Below are 12,451 nucleotides of genomic sequence, written 5' to 3' on the forward strand. Positions count from 1 at the left end.
TCCGCGGCCGCTCGGTTTGGCCTTCTCACGTACGGGAGTTGAGCAGCGGGAGCGATGCGTGTCTCTGACGTCGGCTAATGTGTCCGTTCGGAGAAGCAGGCAACAGGGCAGTGGGGGATCCGAAAGCCGTGCAGCAGATGCCGTCAGCAGCGGGGACCACGTCTGCCACCGTCACCCCAGGGGCTTTGACGGAGGCTCCTCGCCGCTCACTCGACAGTCTGAAGTGGGCCCTTCTCATTCCCGTGGCCGGCCTCGCCGCGGGCGTCCTCAGCCAGTACCCGTACGGCATGTGGTTCGGAGTCGTCGTCATCCTGGCCGTGGTTGCTGCCGCCGCCGTCATCGCGGGGAGCCGGTGGCACCGGGCGGGAGCCGCGACGCTTGCCTCCGTGGCTGTTCTGGCGCTGCCGTTCTTCGCCGGACCCGCGTTCTACGAGACGTACATCAAGCAGTTCGGGAAGCGGGTGCACGCTGTTGTGGCCGACACCGGCGAGCAGCAGGGGGTGAAGGGGAGCACCGAGCTGTCCGTCTGCCGGGTCGTCGACACGTCGGGTGCCGTACTCGACCTCTCCCAACAGCAGAACTGCTTCGGCCAGTTCACCAAGGGCCAGCACGTCGTCCTCTTCGAGGACCCGCTCGAAGTCCTCGACCCGTGGATCGAGGACCTTCCCGGTGAGCGCACTCCCGATGCCCTCACGCTCGGTGTCACGGCAGGCCTGTTCCTGACGGTCGGCGGAAGTCTTTTTTATGCGGGCCAGCGTCGTCGCTGAGAACCACACCGCCTACCCGCCACGGAGCCGCGGGGAGGACGCTGGCCCCGGCAGCCAGTCCGACTGCCGCTCCGCCTCCTTCCGCCGCCGTGACCGACCCGGTGCCGGAAGTACGGAGTGTGGAACTCCGCGGAGTCAGATCTCCGTTGCCTCGTCCCACTCCCGGCGCCACCCTCCCTTCGCCCTCCACGTGCGGGGCCGGCCGCGCACCGATGCGCTGGTGCCGACCTGGCGCGACGACCTCGGGGCCGCGGGATGAGCACCGCACTGCTGATCCTGGCCGCCGCGTCCTGGGGCGCGGCGGCCGGATTGCTGCTGCCGCGGCCCGCGCACCGTTTTTCCGTCCCGTCGGGCGAGGAGTGGCGCACGGTGTGCCCGGCCGGGCATCCGGTCCGCGGCTGGCTCGGCCCGGTCCCGTGCTGGCGCTGCACCACCGGAGGGCCGCCGTCCCCCTCCGGGACCGTCGCACCGCCGTCCGCCTCCGGAACAGTGGCGCTGCCGTGCGTCACCGGGCTCGTCTGCGCCGCGCTCGCCGCCGCCACCGGTGCCCGGCCCGAGCTCGCGGTCTGGCTGCTGCTCGCGCCCGTCGGGGTGCTGCTCGCGGTCGTCGACCTGCGGGTGCGGCGGCTGCCCGACCCGCTGACGCTGCCGCTCGCGGCCGCCGCCCTCGGCCTGCTGGGCGTGGCCGCGCTGCTGCCAGGGCACTCCGGTGACTGGACGACGGCCGTGCTGGGATGCCTGGCGCTGGGCGTCGGCTACTTCGTCCTGTTCCTCGTCAACCCGGACGGCATGGCCTTCGGCGATGTGAAACTCGCCCTCGGCACGGGCGCCGTCCTGGGCTGGTACGGCTGGTCGACGCTGTTGCTGGGCACCCTGGCGGGCTTCCTGCTGGGGGCCCTGTACGGCGGCTTCCTGGTCGTCGTGCGGGGCGCCGGGCGCAGGACGGCCATCGCCTTCGGGCCCTTCCTGCTCGCCGGAGCCCTCGCGGGGGTGCTCGCCGGCGCCGGTGTAGGTTCCAGTTTCTGATGTCCCTTTCCAAGTGATGCTGTCCCTTGTCTGGCCCATGGGACGCGAATGCTGGACATTCACCCCTTCGGGGTAGTTCTGGAGCAGATGGGCAGCGAGCATCGGCTGTCTCCCTGGGTTGCACTCAGTAACCGGAGTTGCATTCGTTCGGGCCGGGTTCGGTCCGGAACTGAGCCTTGGGGTGGGGCGTGCGGCCTGGGAGCCTCCCCCTGAGTGGTGGACACGCTGATACTGGATCTGCTTGATCCGGAGGAAGCGAGAAGACCGCCGATGGCGATGAAGGACTACTCGGACGAGTTCAAGGCCGACGCCGTGGGCCCTGTACGAGTCCACACCCAGGGCAACGTACAAGAGCATCGCCGCTGACCTGGGCATCAACAGGAACACACTGCGGAATTGGGTACTGCGGGACCGCGAACGCCGCGGCGCCGGCCCGGCCACAGCCCGGGACACCAGGACTGCGGCCCGTCCCACGCAGGTGATGCCGTCCGCGGAACCGGACGAGCGGATCCGGCAGCTCGAGGCCCGGGTGGCCGAACTCGAGGCCAGCGAGCGCAAGCTCGCGACCGAGCGGGAGATACTCCGCAAGGCGGCCAAGTATTTCGCCGGGGAGACGAACTGGTGAGGAGCCGCTTCCAGTTCGTCGACGACGACCGGGACGCCTTCGAGGTGAAGCGGCTCTGCGAGGTCCTGGAGGTGAACAGGTCCAGCTACTGCAAGTGGCTGGCCGGCCGCGAGGCCAGAAGTGCCCGGCAGCGGGCCGACCAGCGCCTGGCCGCGAGGATTCGCGCGGTCCACGCGGAATCCGGCGGCGCCTACGGCTCCCCGAGGGTGACCGCCGAGCTCAGGGAGACGGTCGATCATCGGTAGGCGTCACGCTGCCAGGCTAGTGACCACCACCGTCAGCGGCGGACGCGACCGACCGCCGCCCTGCGCGGCCGTCGACGAGTCCCCCTGACGTTGATCGACACCCTGACGGGGTGATGTGAGTCTCTACTATCCTCGGCTGATGGTGAATCGAGCGGCGGCCGCCGGAGTCGGCCTTGCACGGGTGATGGCACATTGTGGTGGCAGCCCTGCGGCAGCCGTGCACTACGTGGCTGGCGCCATCAGTGCCTCGCCTGAGAACCCGGAACCCTACGTGGTGCTCGCCGAACTGTGGGAGGAACAGCGGGCGGACCTGGCTGAGGTCCTTCGGGGCGCGAACTCCCTGAGAGCGGTGCTGGCGCAGTCGTACGTCAGCTTCCTCGAGAACGACATGGACAGCGCGGTGATCGGGATCGGCGCGGTCACGGGCGCGCAACCCACCATTGCCTGGGCCACCGCTCCCTGGTTCGGCGATGCCCGGTTCCGGGAGGCGGTGACTGCCAACGCGCTGGCCGAGGCCGCGATGCGGACGACGGACTACGGCCATCCTTTGGACACCCCCGGCATGCTGGACGGACTTCGCCCCTGGTTCGATCTGATCGACGTGATCTGTGCCCGCGAGCCGGTGCCCGAGGCGATGGCCAAGATGGCGATCTTCCTGCGGGCCTGCGGTCTCACCGATGCGTCATTCGACCTTTGCGATCGGGCGGATGCTATCCAGCGGATCATGCTGACCGAAGTCGTGCGAGCAGGGACGTGGCGCAAGCTGGGGGACACCGAGCAGACCGCGGCGGCGTTCCAGCGCGCTCTCACCCTGGACCCGACCAACTGGTCGCTGTACCTCGACCTGGCCGACCTATGTGTCGAACAGGGCGACTTCACCACCGCAGTCCAGCTCATCGATCAGGGGCTGGAGCACGAGCCGACCGAGGTCACCCTTCGAGCGGCGGGGGCTGCCTACCGTGCCCGGCTCACGGGCTCGCCCGACGACCTGCGCGAACTCATCGAACTGGCACCGCACCTACCGAACGACTCGTACCGGGGCCTGCTCATTGATCACGCCTGCGCTGGTCCTGCTCTGCCCGCCGAACTCATCACCGAGGCTCGCCGCTTCCAGAACAGCTGACGCAAGGCCCCGGGCGGCGGCCGATAGCGAGCCGCGGCCGTGTGCGTCAGGAACCGCCGTGGTCTTCCGGAAGGAGTTGGACCACGCCCACCCAGGGGAACTCGTCGCACTTGTGGAATGCACGGATGCGCCATCGTCCAGCGGCAATGAGGACCGGGGCTTCATCAGGCTGGCCTCCGCCCGTGGGGTAGGGCACGCCCAGATCGCTCCCCGCCTCGGCTGAGTCCATGAGAACGGCCGGGCCATCGGTCTCCCACGTTCCACACTCCTCCCACGGGGTGGCGGGGTCGCTCAGCACGGCCTCTGCGGCAGCGAACAGTTCGACGTCGGAGTCAGCGGCGAGCCAGCGCAGGAAGATCCTCTGGTCGGGCAGGTAGCAGGTCGTGGCAGGCTCGTCGCCCAGCACCAGCGCGCCCTTGTCGCCGTCGCGCAGTCCGATCACCCCGGCGAATTCCTCGACCGAGCATGCGCGGTCGTAGTCGTCCGGCACGTCCGTGCCTCCGAGGATCACGCCCTCCTCGGTGCATCCGCCCCACAAGTGGACCGCGGACACCGGGATGACGACCAGCGGACCGCCCATGGATCGCACCCAGGCCAGATCACGCCCGTGACGAGGGGTTTCGGGGTTGTCGCTCATGCGGACATGGTGCCGCTACCCGATGACAACCTCATGCGCTGGCCTGAACCCGAGGCTCTGCTGCGGGCCCCGGACGGGTCCAGAGCGTGAGGTCGCTGCTGGTGGCAACCGCGAGAGTACGCCCCGACGGCGAGAAGCCGGCGGCCCGCAGTTCGGAGTAGTTGATCGCGGTTTCGGGCGATCTTTCCGCCGGTAACGGCGTCGAATAGCCCGTGGCCGTCGACGGAGACCACCATGACCAGGTCGTGGCCGGTGTCGGGGGCGACGGCGAAGCCGACCCCGAGCAGTCCGCCTATGGGGGTGCGTCGGTCCAGGACGGGGCGCCAGGGGCCTGGTGGGGGAGTTTGTGGGGCAGACAGGAACCGCTCTCGCAGGCGCTGCTGGTAGTCCGAGATCATCGTGTCCCCTCGTGCGCCTTCGGCCCGTCGGTCGACTCCAGGCGCAGGCGGCCCTCGAGCCAGATCCGTTCGAACTTATCCCGAGTGATCACGGCGACACCGTCGGATTCTTGCCAGCCGTTGAGGCAGCCCTCGGCCAGGACCCCGTATCTCCGCTCGTAGGCGGACAAGGTGACAAGATCGGCATGGTCCCTGAGGCCGAGAACCTCCTTGAGCGAGGCCGCTGTCACCGGCAAGCGGGCCGCCCCTTCAAGGTCAACCTGCCGCTGTGCCCATCCGTCGTCGTCAAGTTCGAAGTAGGACCAGATGTCGTCCTGGGCAGAGTGGGCCTGGATCCACGTCGTCATAGCACCATGATCGCCGCCAGCGGATAGGTCGGGTGTGTGACGATGCATCGTATTTGCGATCAGAGCCGCAGGGATCGTGACCTTTGTGAAGACGCGGCGGGTTTCGGTGCCGCATCGGCGGTTCATCAACCAGCGGAGTCGGCCGACTGGGCCTCGTGAGCGGCGAGCGCCTCCGGGCTGCCGAGGAAGGCCGGGGGCAGCTTGCTGGGAGCCGCTCGACCACCATCGCGACCGCTTCGGCAGCATCCTGGGCCGGCCCGACCGTCTGCGTGCGCAGCGGCCCGGAGACCCAGTACCGCTTCCCGGCGCAGGGTTGGATGCAGGGGACGTCCCAGGTCGGTCCGCGGGCTTGCCCAGTAAGGCCCGCAACTCATCCAACGACGACATGCACTGTTCCAGGCCAGTCAGCGGGGATCTGTGGCGCCACCATGGCCTTGCTCATTCCAGGCGCAGAGCCGCCCCTGCGGTGAGGGACCGAAGTCACGCTCCGTCGCACTGGTGCTCGCCGAACCGGCAAGCCTCATCGGTTTCCAGTCCGGCGGCTGTTGCCACAGACTGGAAGCACGCGAGGGCTGGAAACGTTTCCTTGATCGCCGTGGCCACGAGGGACCGATCAAGAGGGACATGAGACCTGGACGATGCCGTGGGCCAGTCCGCTGGACGCCTCAAGGGCGCCCAGGTCGCGCTGACCCCCAGGAGCCAGAAGATCCCGGAGCCTACAGCCGGTACGGGCTGACCTCGGGGTCGCGAAACACCTGACGTAGGCTGGTTCGGTCCGTACCCGACACCCTCGACGAAGGGGACGCCCCGGTGACCGAGAAGGCCGACCTCCAGTCCGTCCTCGACCGTGCTGCCGCGGGCGGGCGGATCACGCCCGGGGAAGCGCTCGACCTCTACCGCGACGCGCCGCTGCACGCGCTGGGCGCCGCCGCCGACGCGGTGCGCCGCCGCCGGTACGCGGGCACCGAGCACATCGCCACGTACATCATCGAGCGGAACATCAACTACACCAACGTGTGCGTCACGGCGTGCCGGTTCTGCGCCTTCTACGCCGCCCCCAAGGACACCGGCAAGGGCTGGACCCGCGACCTCGACGACATCCTGCGCCGGTGCGCCGAGACCGTGGAGCTGGGCGGCACGCAGATCATGTTCCAGGGCGGGCACCACCCGGACTACGGCGTCGAGTACTACGAGAAGCACTTCCGGGCCATCAAGGACGCCTTCCCGCAGCTCGTCATCCACAGTCTGGGGGCGAGCGAGGTCGAGCACATGGCCCGCATCTCCGGGGTGTCGGTGGAGGAGGCCATCACCCGCATCCACGAGGCCGGCCTGGACTCCTTCGCCGGCGCCGGCGCGGAGCTCCTGCCGGAGCGGCCGCGCAAGGCCATCGCCCCGCTGAAGGAGTCCGGGGAGCGCTGGCTGGAGATCATGGAGGCCGCGCACCGGCTCGGAGTGGAGTCGACCTCCACGATGCTGATGGGCACCGGCGAGACCAACGCCGAGCGGATCGAGCACCTGCGGATGATCCGCGACGCGCAGGACCGCACCGGCGGCTTCCGCGCCTTCATCCCGTACACCTACCAGCCCGAGAACAACCACCTCAAGGGCCGTACGCAGGCCACCCTCTTCGAGTACCTGCGGATGATCGCCGTCGCCCGGCTGTTCCTCGACAACGTGGCGCACATCCAGGGCTCCTGGCTCACCACCGGCAAGGAGGTCGGCCAGCTCTCCCTGCACTACGGCGCGGACGACCTCGGGTCGATCATGCTGGAGGAGAACGTGGTGTCCTCCGCCGGGGCCAAGCACCGCTCCAACCGCCTGGAGATCATCGACCTGATCCGGCGGGCGGGGCGCGTCCCGGCGCAGCGGGCGACGACGTACGAGCACCTGGTCGTGCACGACGACCCGGCGAACGACCCCGTCGACGAGCGCGTCGTCTCGCACATCTCGTCCACGGCGATCGAGGGCGGCACCGCCCACCCCGAGCTGAAGCTGCTCGCGCCGAGCTGACCCCCGCATGCTGACGATCCACGCCGCGGACCTCCTGCTGCCCGGCGACCCGCGGCGGCCCTCCGTGCCCGGTGGCGCGGTCGTCGTCGCGGGCCGGGAGGTCGCCGCGGTCGGACCGTACGAGGAACTGGCGGCCCGCAACCCGACGGCCCGCGTCCGCCGCTGGCCGGGGCTGATCGCTCCGGGCCTGCGCAATCCGTACGGGCCCGAACTGCTGGAGCAGGCCTACCATCCCGACCCGCGGGAGGCCGCTGAGCTGGGCACCGAGCCGCTCACCGGCGACGTGCTCGCCGGGCTGGCGATGACCGAGGCCCGCTGGGGTGCCAGTGCGCGGCGGGGGGTGCAGCGGATGCTTGCCCACGGCACGGTCGCGGTGGCGGGTGCGCTGCGACGGCCCGCGGTGGTGGACGCCGTGCACCGGGCGGGGTTGGCGACCGAGGAGCGGTTCGCGGATCCGCCCGGCCGGGCGTGTCTCGATCCGCTGGCCGGGCGGAGTCTGGCGGAGGCGGTGCCGACGCCGCTGCCGCTCCCCGGGGCGGAGGCCACGTTCGCCGTGTTCGACGCCCCCGACGAGGCCGCGCTCACCACGCGCGGCGCCGCCTGCTGCGTGGCCACGGTCGTCGCCGGCCGACTGGTCCACCGCCGGCGCTGAGCCGTCCCCCGCCCGTCTCAGTCCGCGTGCCGGTCGCAGTCCGCGCGCCGGTCGGGGCCCCCGCGTCTTCCCGGGGCAGTCCGCGCACCCGGGGCGCCGGGCCGGGTCAGCCGGACTCGTGCATGCCGGAGAGCGCCCGCGCGAACGCCCCCGCCTCCTGCTGCACGCCGGAGCAGTTCGTCGCCGGATCGGTGGCGCCCCCGTCCTCGGCCGCATCCTCGGCCCCTCCTCTGCCGTCGGCCCCGCCCCCGCCGTCGTCTCCGCCCCCGCCGTCGGCGGTGCCCGCCGCGGCGTCCCGGGGGCCGTCCCCGCACTGGCGGTCGCGGAAGGAAGCCCACATCGACACCCAGGCCATGCCGTTCCGCTCGGCGAAGGCCCGCACCCGGGCGGCGTCCGCGAGAGTGAAGGTTTCCCCGGCGACGTCGTTGGCGCCGATCATCGAGGTGAGCGCCATCTCCCGCCAGGCGGCCGCCTCGGACAGCCCGAACACCCGGCGAAGCTGGGCGTGCGCGGCTGTGGCGGCGGCAACGGCGTAGTCGCCCATGTCGCCGGTGTACGAGTCGGCGTAATCCATCGTCATGAGGTTGACGGCGGACACCCGCACGCCGTGTTCCTCGGCGGACTCCAGCAGCGCCACGGCGTCGCCGTCGAGTCCGTACGGCATCACCGGTAGCGTGAAGGAGACCGCGAGGCCTGGGCGTTGCCACTGGAGCCGTGCGACCGCCGCCGAACGCCGGGCGACGGAGCGGGCGTCGGCCGGTTCCCCGCCCTCGACGTCGAAGTCGGCCTGGTCGGCGCCCGCCGCGTCCAGGGCGGTGCCGTACGCCTGCGCCAGCGCGGACGCGCTGCCGCAGGCCGAGGCGAGCTCCTCGCCCGAGGAACCGCCGAACGACACCCGCAGGGCTGCACCGCGCCCCGTGAGGCGGGCGATCCGGGACGCGACGGCCGGGTCGCCGAGTGCGTCCGTGCCGTTCCACGTCGGCGTGCAGCCGCTGCCGTCGGAGACGACGAACGCCAGGTGGTACGCCGTCGGCGCACCCGCCGCATCGTTCGCGGAGGCCGCGGTGGCGCTGACGTAGGGGGCGTAGCCGGTGGTGGAGGACGCGGCCCGGGTGGAGGCGCGGCCGGCGCCGGGTTCCGGTGCGGAGCCCGCCGCGGTCAGGGCGAGCAGGCAGACCAGCGCCGACACCCACGTCAGGGGGAATGTCCTCATGGCGCGCACCTCGCATGCCCGGGTGGTGTGTCCGAGCGGCCCGGTCGGGTCCGCACGGGCCGCCGTGGCGGTTCTCGGCAGGAGGACAGCCTGGCGCACTTCTCGACGGCAGGTCAGCAGAAAAACGGATTGCAGACCATATGAGTGCCTGTGCCTGTGCCTGTGCCTGCGCGCGTGCCTGTGCCTGTGCCTGTGCGACTGTGCCTGCCGGGCTCCGCGCCCGTGGCCGAAGGGGCGGCCGTGCCCGGAGCCGGGCGGCCCTGCTGCAACAATGGGGCCCGTGACCCGCGCATCCCTGGACAAGCAGCCGCACGAAGTCGCCTCGATGTTCGACGACGTGGCGGAGAAGTACGACCTCGCCAACGACGTGCTGTCCCTCGGTCAGGACCGCCGATGGCGCAGGGAGGTCGCACGGGCGGTCGACGCTCGTCCCGCGCAGAAGGTGCTGGACCTCGCGGCCGGCACGGGTACCTCCTCGCTGCCCTTCGCCCGCACCGGCGCCTACGTCGTCCCCTGCGACTTCTCGCTCGGCATGCTCCAGGTCGGCAAGGAGCGCCGGGCCTGGCTGCCGTACACCGCGGGCGACGCGACGCGGCTGCCCTTCCGCGACGACAGCTTCGACGCGGTGACGATCTCCTTCGGGCTGCGCAACGTCCAGGACACGGACTCCGCCCTGCGCGAGATGCACCGGGTGACCAGGCCCGGCGGACGCGTGGTCATCTGCGAGTTCTCGCAGCCGACGTGGGCACCGTTCCGGACCGTCTACACCGAGTACCTGATGCGCGCCCTGCCGCCGCTGGCCCGCGCGGTGTCCTCCAGCCCGGACGCCTACGTCTACCTCGCCGAGTCCATCCGCGCCTGGCCCGATCAGAGCGCCCTCGCCGAGCGGCTGCGCGGAGCCGGATGGTCGAAGGTGGCCTGGCGCAACCTCAGCGGAGGCATCGTGGCCCTGCACCGGGGTTTCAAGGAGAGCTGAACCGGCGGGTCGGCGCACGAAGGCGTACGGGTCAGTGCACGAAGGCGTACGGCCCCTCCGGCTCGCCCAGTTCCCGCTGCATCCCGCCCCGGGGCGGCTGCGGGACGAGGGGTTCGCGCACCCCGCCCCCGCCCTCGCCCTCCCCGAGGTCGAACCACACCAGCACCACGGAGTCCCGCGGCACCTCGGCGCCCGGCGGCGGGTACTGGCGGACGACGTGGTCGACGACCGCGAGATCGAGGTCGGGCCGGTCCGGCGCGTCCAGGAGGAGGCCCCGGGCCCGGGCCGCCTGCCGCGCGTCCACGGCCGCCAGGCCGACCAGCCTGGGCACGCGCACTTCGGGCGTATCGGGCGGTATGCGCATGGATCTCACCCCCAGCGGTAGCGGCAGCGTAGCCGTCGGGGGTGCCCTCCGGAAGCGGAAAGTGGCTTTCTGTGACAGTCAGTCACTCTCCGTTACAACTTCAGGCGGTAGCAGTGCCCCTGCCGCTCCGCCTTCGGGATCGTGAACGTCTCCGCCAGCCGCATCCCCAGTCGCCGGGTCACCGCGATGGAACGGGCGTTGCGGGCGTCGACCATGGCCACCACGCCGGCCACCCGTGCCGCGCGCAGCCGCTCCAGCGTCATCATCGCGGCCGCGGTCACGTACCCCTTGCCCCAGTACTCCCGCCCGAGCCGCCACCCGATCTCGATCTCGCCCTTCGGCCCCCACTCCCAGGGCCACGGCTGCGCACCCGTGAACCCGAGGACCCGGTCCTCCCCGTCCAGCACGGTCCACAGGCAGAAGCCGAGCTCGGCGTCGTGCCGGCGCTGGCGCGCGGTGAGTTCCTCGTAGACGTACGGTTGCGCGGACCTCCCGCCGTGGAACTCCATCACGTCGGGGTGGTCGAAGACCCTGTGCCAGGCCACGGCGTCCTCGTCGGTGGGGACGCGCAGCCTTACCACGGGGAGAGTTCGGTTCACGGGGGCAACCCTTCAGCCGGTTGATCGATTGTGCTGAATAGACTGCCCATGTCCAGTGCCCGCCGGCACGCAGATTTAGAGCTTTGGGGAGAACCCGCCGTGACCGAGCCCCTCTCCGAGAACACCGCCGATGTGATCGTCGTGGGCGCGGGGCCGGCCGGCTCCACCACGGCTTACCACCTGGCCCGCTCCGGACTCGACGTACTGCTGCTGGAGAAGACCGAGTTCCCCCGGGAGAAGGTCTGCGGCGACGGCCTGACGCCGCGTGCCGTCAAGCAGCTCGTGTCGATGGGCATCGACATCTCCGAGGAGGCCGGCTGGCTGCGCAACAAGGGCCTGCGCATCATCGGCGGCGGTGTGCGGCTCCAGCTGGACTGGCCGGATCTGGCCTCCTTCCCGGACTACGGACTGGTCCGCAAGCGCGACGACTTCGACGAGCAGCTCGCCCGGCAGGCCCAGAAGGCGGGCGCCCGGCTGTACGAGCGCTGCAACGTCTCCGGCCCCCTGGTCGACGACCGCACCGGCCGCATCACCGGCGTCACCGCCAAGCTCGGCGAGGACAAGCGCGAGGTGAGCTTCCACGCACCGCTGGTGGTGGCCGCCGACGGCAACTCCACCCGGCTGTCCCTGGCGATGGGCCTGCACCGGCGCGAGGACCGCCCGATGGGCGTCGCCGTGCGGACGTACTTCACCTCCCCGCGCCACGACGACGACTACCTGGAGTCCTGGCTGGAGCTGTGGGACCGCAGGGGCCCGCAGGACCGGCTGCTGCCCGGCTACGGCTGGATCTTCGGCATGGGCGACGGCACCTCGAACGTCGGCCTGGGCGTGCTCAACACCTCCGCCGCCTTCAAGGAGCTCGACTGGCGCGAGATCCTCAAGGCCTGGTGCGCGTCCATGCCGGAGGACTGGGGGTACACCCCCGACAACATGACGGGCCCCATCCGCGGTGCCGCCCTGCCGATGGCCTTCAACCGCAAGCCCCACTACACCCGCGGCCTGCTGCTGGTCGGCGACGCGGGCGGCCTGGTGAACCCCTTCAACGGTGAGGGCATCGCCTACGCCATGGAGTCCGGGCAGCTCGCCGCCGACGTCATCGTCCAGGCGCACGCCCGCTCCACGCCCGGCCAGCGCGAACTGGCCCTGCAGGGCTACCCGCGGGTGCTGAGGGACACCTACGGCGGCTACTACAACCTCGGCCGCGCCTTCGTGAAGCTCATCGGCAACCCGAAGGTCATGCAGATCGCCACCCAGCGCGGCCTGTCCCACCCGGTGCTGATGAGGTTCACCCTCAAACTCCTGGCCAACCTCACCGACCCGACGGGCGGTGACGCCATGGACCGCATCATCAACGGTCTGAGCAAGGCGGCCCCGAAGGCCTGAGACCTGAGTTCCTGCGCCCTGAGTTCCTGAGACCTGAGCTCCTGAGCCCTGAGACACCGACGCCCGACGGCGGCCGCGGCGCGGCC

The 12,451-nt window shown here is 70.9% G+C and carries 16 protein-coding genes and 2 pseudogenes; 11 read left to right on the forward strand and 7 right to left on the reverse strand.

Annotation, left to right across the window (positions count from 1 at the left end):
• Nucleotides 1–242 precede the first annotated feature (242 nt).
• The 7 genes and pseudogenes from ACL02U_RS05740 (at nt 243) to ACL02U_RS05770 (ending at nt 3,786) form a co-directional block, all read left to right on the forward strand.
• The gene (locus tag ACL02U_RS05740; protein WP_412789539.1) at nt 243–767 is read left to right on the forward strand and encodes a hypothetical protein; all 525 of its coding nucleotides are present in this window, start codon (nt 243–245) and stop codon (nt 765–767) included.
• Between the two features lie 255 nt (nt 768–1,022).
• Complete coding sequence (locus tag ACL02U_RS05745) at nt 1,023–1,793, forward strand: prepilin peptidase (protein WP_412789540.1); 771 nt, start codon at nt 1,023–1,025, stop codon at nt 1,791–1,793.
• A 213-nt stretch (nt 1,794–2,006) separates the two neighbouring features.
• Nucleotides 2,007–2,159, forward strand: coding sequence for a hypothetical protein (locus ACL02U_RS05750; protein WP_412789541.1), 153 nt, complete (start codon nt 2,007–2,009; stop codon nt 2,157–2,159).
• A gap of 22 nt (nt 2,160–2,181) precedes the next feature.
• Nucleotides 2,182–2,274, forward strand: a pseudogene (locus ACL02U_RS05755) (hypothetical protein); the annotation flags it as partial.
• Entirely contained in the window at nt 2,275–2,418 is a 144-nt protein-coding gene (locus tag ACL02U_RS05760; RefSeq protein WP_412789542.1) for a hypothetical protein, read from the forward strand.
• Complete coding sequence (locus ACL02U_RS05765; protein ID WP_412789543.1) at nt 2,415–2,663, forward strand: IS3 family transposase; 249 nt, start codon at nt 2,415–2,417, stop codon at nt 2,661–2,663. The genes ACL02U_RS05760 and ACL02U_RS05765 overlap by 4 nt, the downstream gene beginning before the upstream one ends.
• A 139-nt stretch (nt 2,664–2,802) precedes the next feature.
• Nucleotides 2,803–3,786 (forward strand): tetratricopeptide repeat protein, encoded by a 984-nt coding sequence (locus ACL02U_RS05770; protein ID WP_412789544.1) that lies wholly within the window; start codon nt 2,803–2,805, stop codon nt 3,784–3,786.
• A 46-nt stretch (nt 3,787–3,832) separates the two neighbouring features.
• On the opposite strand, the gene ACL02U_RS05775 is transcribed toward ACL02U_RS05770, so the two are convergent.
• From ACL02U_RS05775 to ACL02U_RS05790, 4 genes and pseudogenes are all read right to left on the reverse strand, one after another.
• The gene (locus ACL02U_RS05775) at nt 3,833–4,423 is read right to left on the reverse strand and encodes an Imm21 family immunity protein (RefSeq protein ID WP_412789545.1); all 591 of its coding nucleotides are present in this window, start codon (nt 4,421–4,423) and stop codon (nt 3,833–3,835) included.
• A 31-nt stretch (nt 4,424–4,454) separates the two neighbouring features.
• Nucleotides 4,455–4,821 (reverse strand): annotated as a pseudogene (locus ACL02U_RS05780) (hypothetical protein).
• Nucleotides 4,818–5,168 (reverse strand): hypothetical protein, encoded by a 351-nt coding sequence (locus ACL02U_RS05785; protein ID WP_412789546.1) that lies wholly within the window; start codon nt 5,166–5,168, stop codon nt 4,818–4,820. The pseudogene ACL02U_RS05780 and the gene ACL02U_RS05785 overlap by 4 nt, the downstream one beginning before the upstream one ends.
• Nucleotides 5,107–5,487, reverse strand: coding sequence for a DUF6193 family natural product biosynthesis protein (locus ACL02U_RS05790; protein WP_412789647.1), 381 nt, complete (start codon nt 5,485–5,487; stop codon nt 5,107–5,109). The genes ACL02U_RS05785 and ACL02U_RS05790 overlap by 62 nt, the downstream gene beginning before the upstream one ends.
• Nucleotides 5,488–5,978: 491 nt before the next feature.
• Between ACL02U_RS05790 and mqnC the strand changes: the two genes are divergently transcribed.
• Complete coding sequence (gene mqnC, locus ACL02U_RS05795; protein WP_412789547.1) at nt 5,979–7,178, forward strand: cyclic dehypoxanthinyl futalosine synthase; 1,200 nt, start codon at nt 5,979–5,981, stop codon at nt 7,176–7,178.
• 7 nt (nt 7,179–7,185) lie between these two features.
• Nucleotides 7,186–7,830: an imidazolonepropionase-like domain-containing protein gene (locus ACL02U_RS05800; RefSeq protein WP_412789548.1), complete on the forward strand. Its 645-nt coding sequence runs from the start codon at nt 7,186–7,188 to the stop codon at nt 7,828–7,830.
• Nucleotides 7,831–7,936: 106 nt separating this feature from the next.
• Here the strand turns inward: ACL02U_RS05800 and ACL02U_RS05805 are convergent, their stop codons facing one another.
• Entirely contained in the window at nt 7,937–9,043 is a 1,107-nt protein-coding gene (locus tag ACL02U_RS05805; RefSeq protein WP_412789549.1) for a chitinase, read from the reverse strand.
• A gap of 280 nt (nt 9,044–9,323) precedes the next feature.
• On the opposite strand from ACL02U_RS05805, the gene ACL02U_RS05810 reads away from it, so the two are divergent.
• A complete protein-coding gene (locus ACL02U_RS05810; protein WP_412789550.1) occupies nt 9,324–10,019 on the forward strand; it encodes a demethylmenaquinone methyltransferase in 696 nt (231 codons plus the stop codon).
• Between the two features lie 31 nt (nt 10,020–10,050).
• On the opposite strand, the gene ACL02U_RS05815 is transcribed toward ACL02U_RS05810, so the two are convergent.
• Both ACL02U_RS05815 and ACL02U_RS05820 read right to left on the reverse strand, forming a co-directional pair.
• Nucleotides 10,051–10,383, reverse strand: a complete 333-nt coding sequence (locus ACL02U_RS05815) for a PASTA domain-containing protein (protein ID WP_412789551.1) — start codon at nt 10,381–10,383, stop codon at nt 10,051–10,053.
• A 92-nt stretch (nt 10,384–10,475) separates the two neighbouring features.
• Entirely contained in the window at nt 10,476–10,982 is a 507-nt protein-coding gene (locus ACL02U_RS05820; protein WP_412789552.1) for a GNAT family N-acetyltransferase, read from the reverse strand.
• 48 nt (nt 10,983–11,030) lie between these two features.
• Between ACL02U_RS05820 and ACL02U_RS05825 the strand changes: the two genes are divergently transcribed.
• Entirely contained in the window at nt 11,031–12,365 is a 1,335-nt protein-coding gene (locus tag ACL02U_RS05825; RefSeq protein WP_412789553.1) for a geranylgeranyl reductase family protein, read from the forward strand.
• Nucleotides 12,366–12,451: the final 86 nt, after the last annotated feature.

This window comes from Streptomyces sp. MS06, from assembly GCF_047200655.1.
Lineage (GTDB): Bacteria > Actinomycetota > Actinomycetes > Streptomycetales > Streptomycetaceae > Streptomyces.

What these genes read in the sequence shown, in the direction of transcription:
- ACL02U_RS05770 (WP_412789544.1), top strand. Translation starts at nt 2,803, where the DNA reads ATGGTGAATCGAGCGGCGGCCGCCGGAGTCGGCCTTGCACGGGTGATG.
- ACL02U_RS05805 (WP_412789549.1), bottom strand. Translation starts at nt 9,043, where the DNA reads ATGAGGACATTCCCCCTGACGTGGGTGTCGGCGCTGGTCTGCCTGCTC.
- ACL02U_RS05800 (WP_412789548.1), top strand. Translation starts at nt 7,186, where the DNA reads ATGCTGACGATCCACGCCGCGGACCTCCTGCTGCCCGGCGACCCGCGG.
- ACL02U_RS05760 (WP_412789542.1), top strand. Translation starts at nt 2,275, where the DNA reads ATGCCGTCCGCGGAACCGGACGAGCGGATCCGGCAGCTCGAGGCCCGG.
- ACL02U_RS05785 (WP_412789546.1), bottom strand. Translation starts at nt 5,168, where the DNA reads ATGACGACGTGGATCCAGGCCCACTCTGCCCAGGACGACATCTGGTCC.
- ACL02U_RS05745 (WP_412789540.1), top strand. Translation starts at nt 1,023, where the DNA reads ATGAGCACCGCACTGCTGATCCTGGCCGCCGCGTCCTGGGGCGCGGCG.
- ACL02U_RS05825 (WP_412789553.1), top strand. Translation starts at nt 11,031, where the DNA reads ATGTCCAGTGCCCGCCGGCACGCAGATTTAGAGCTTTGGGGAGAACCC.
- ACL02U_RS05815 (WP_412789551.1), bottom strand. Translation starts at nt 10,383, where the DNA reads ATGCGCATACCGCCCGATACGCCCGAAGTGCGCGTGCCCAGGCTGGTC.
- ACL02U_RS05775 (WP_412789545.1), bottom strand. Translation starts at nt 4,423, where the DNA reads ATGAGCGACAACCCCGAAACCCCTCGTCACGGGCGTGATCTGGCCTGG.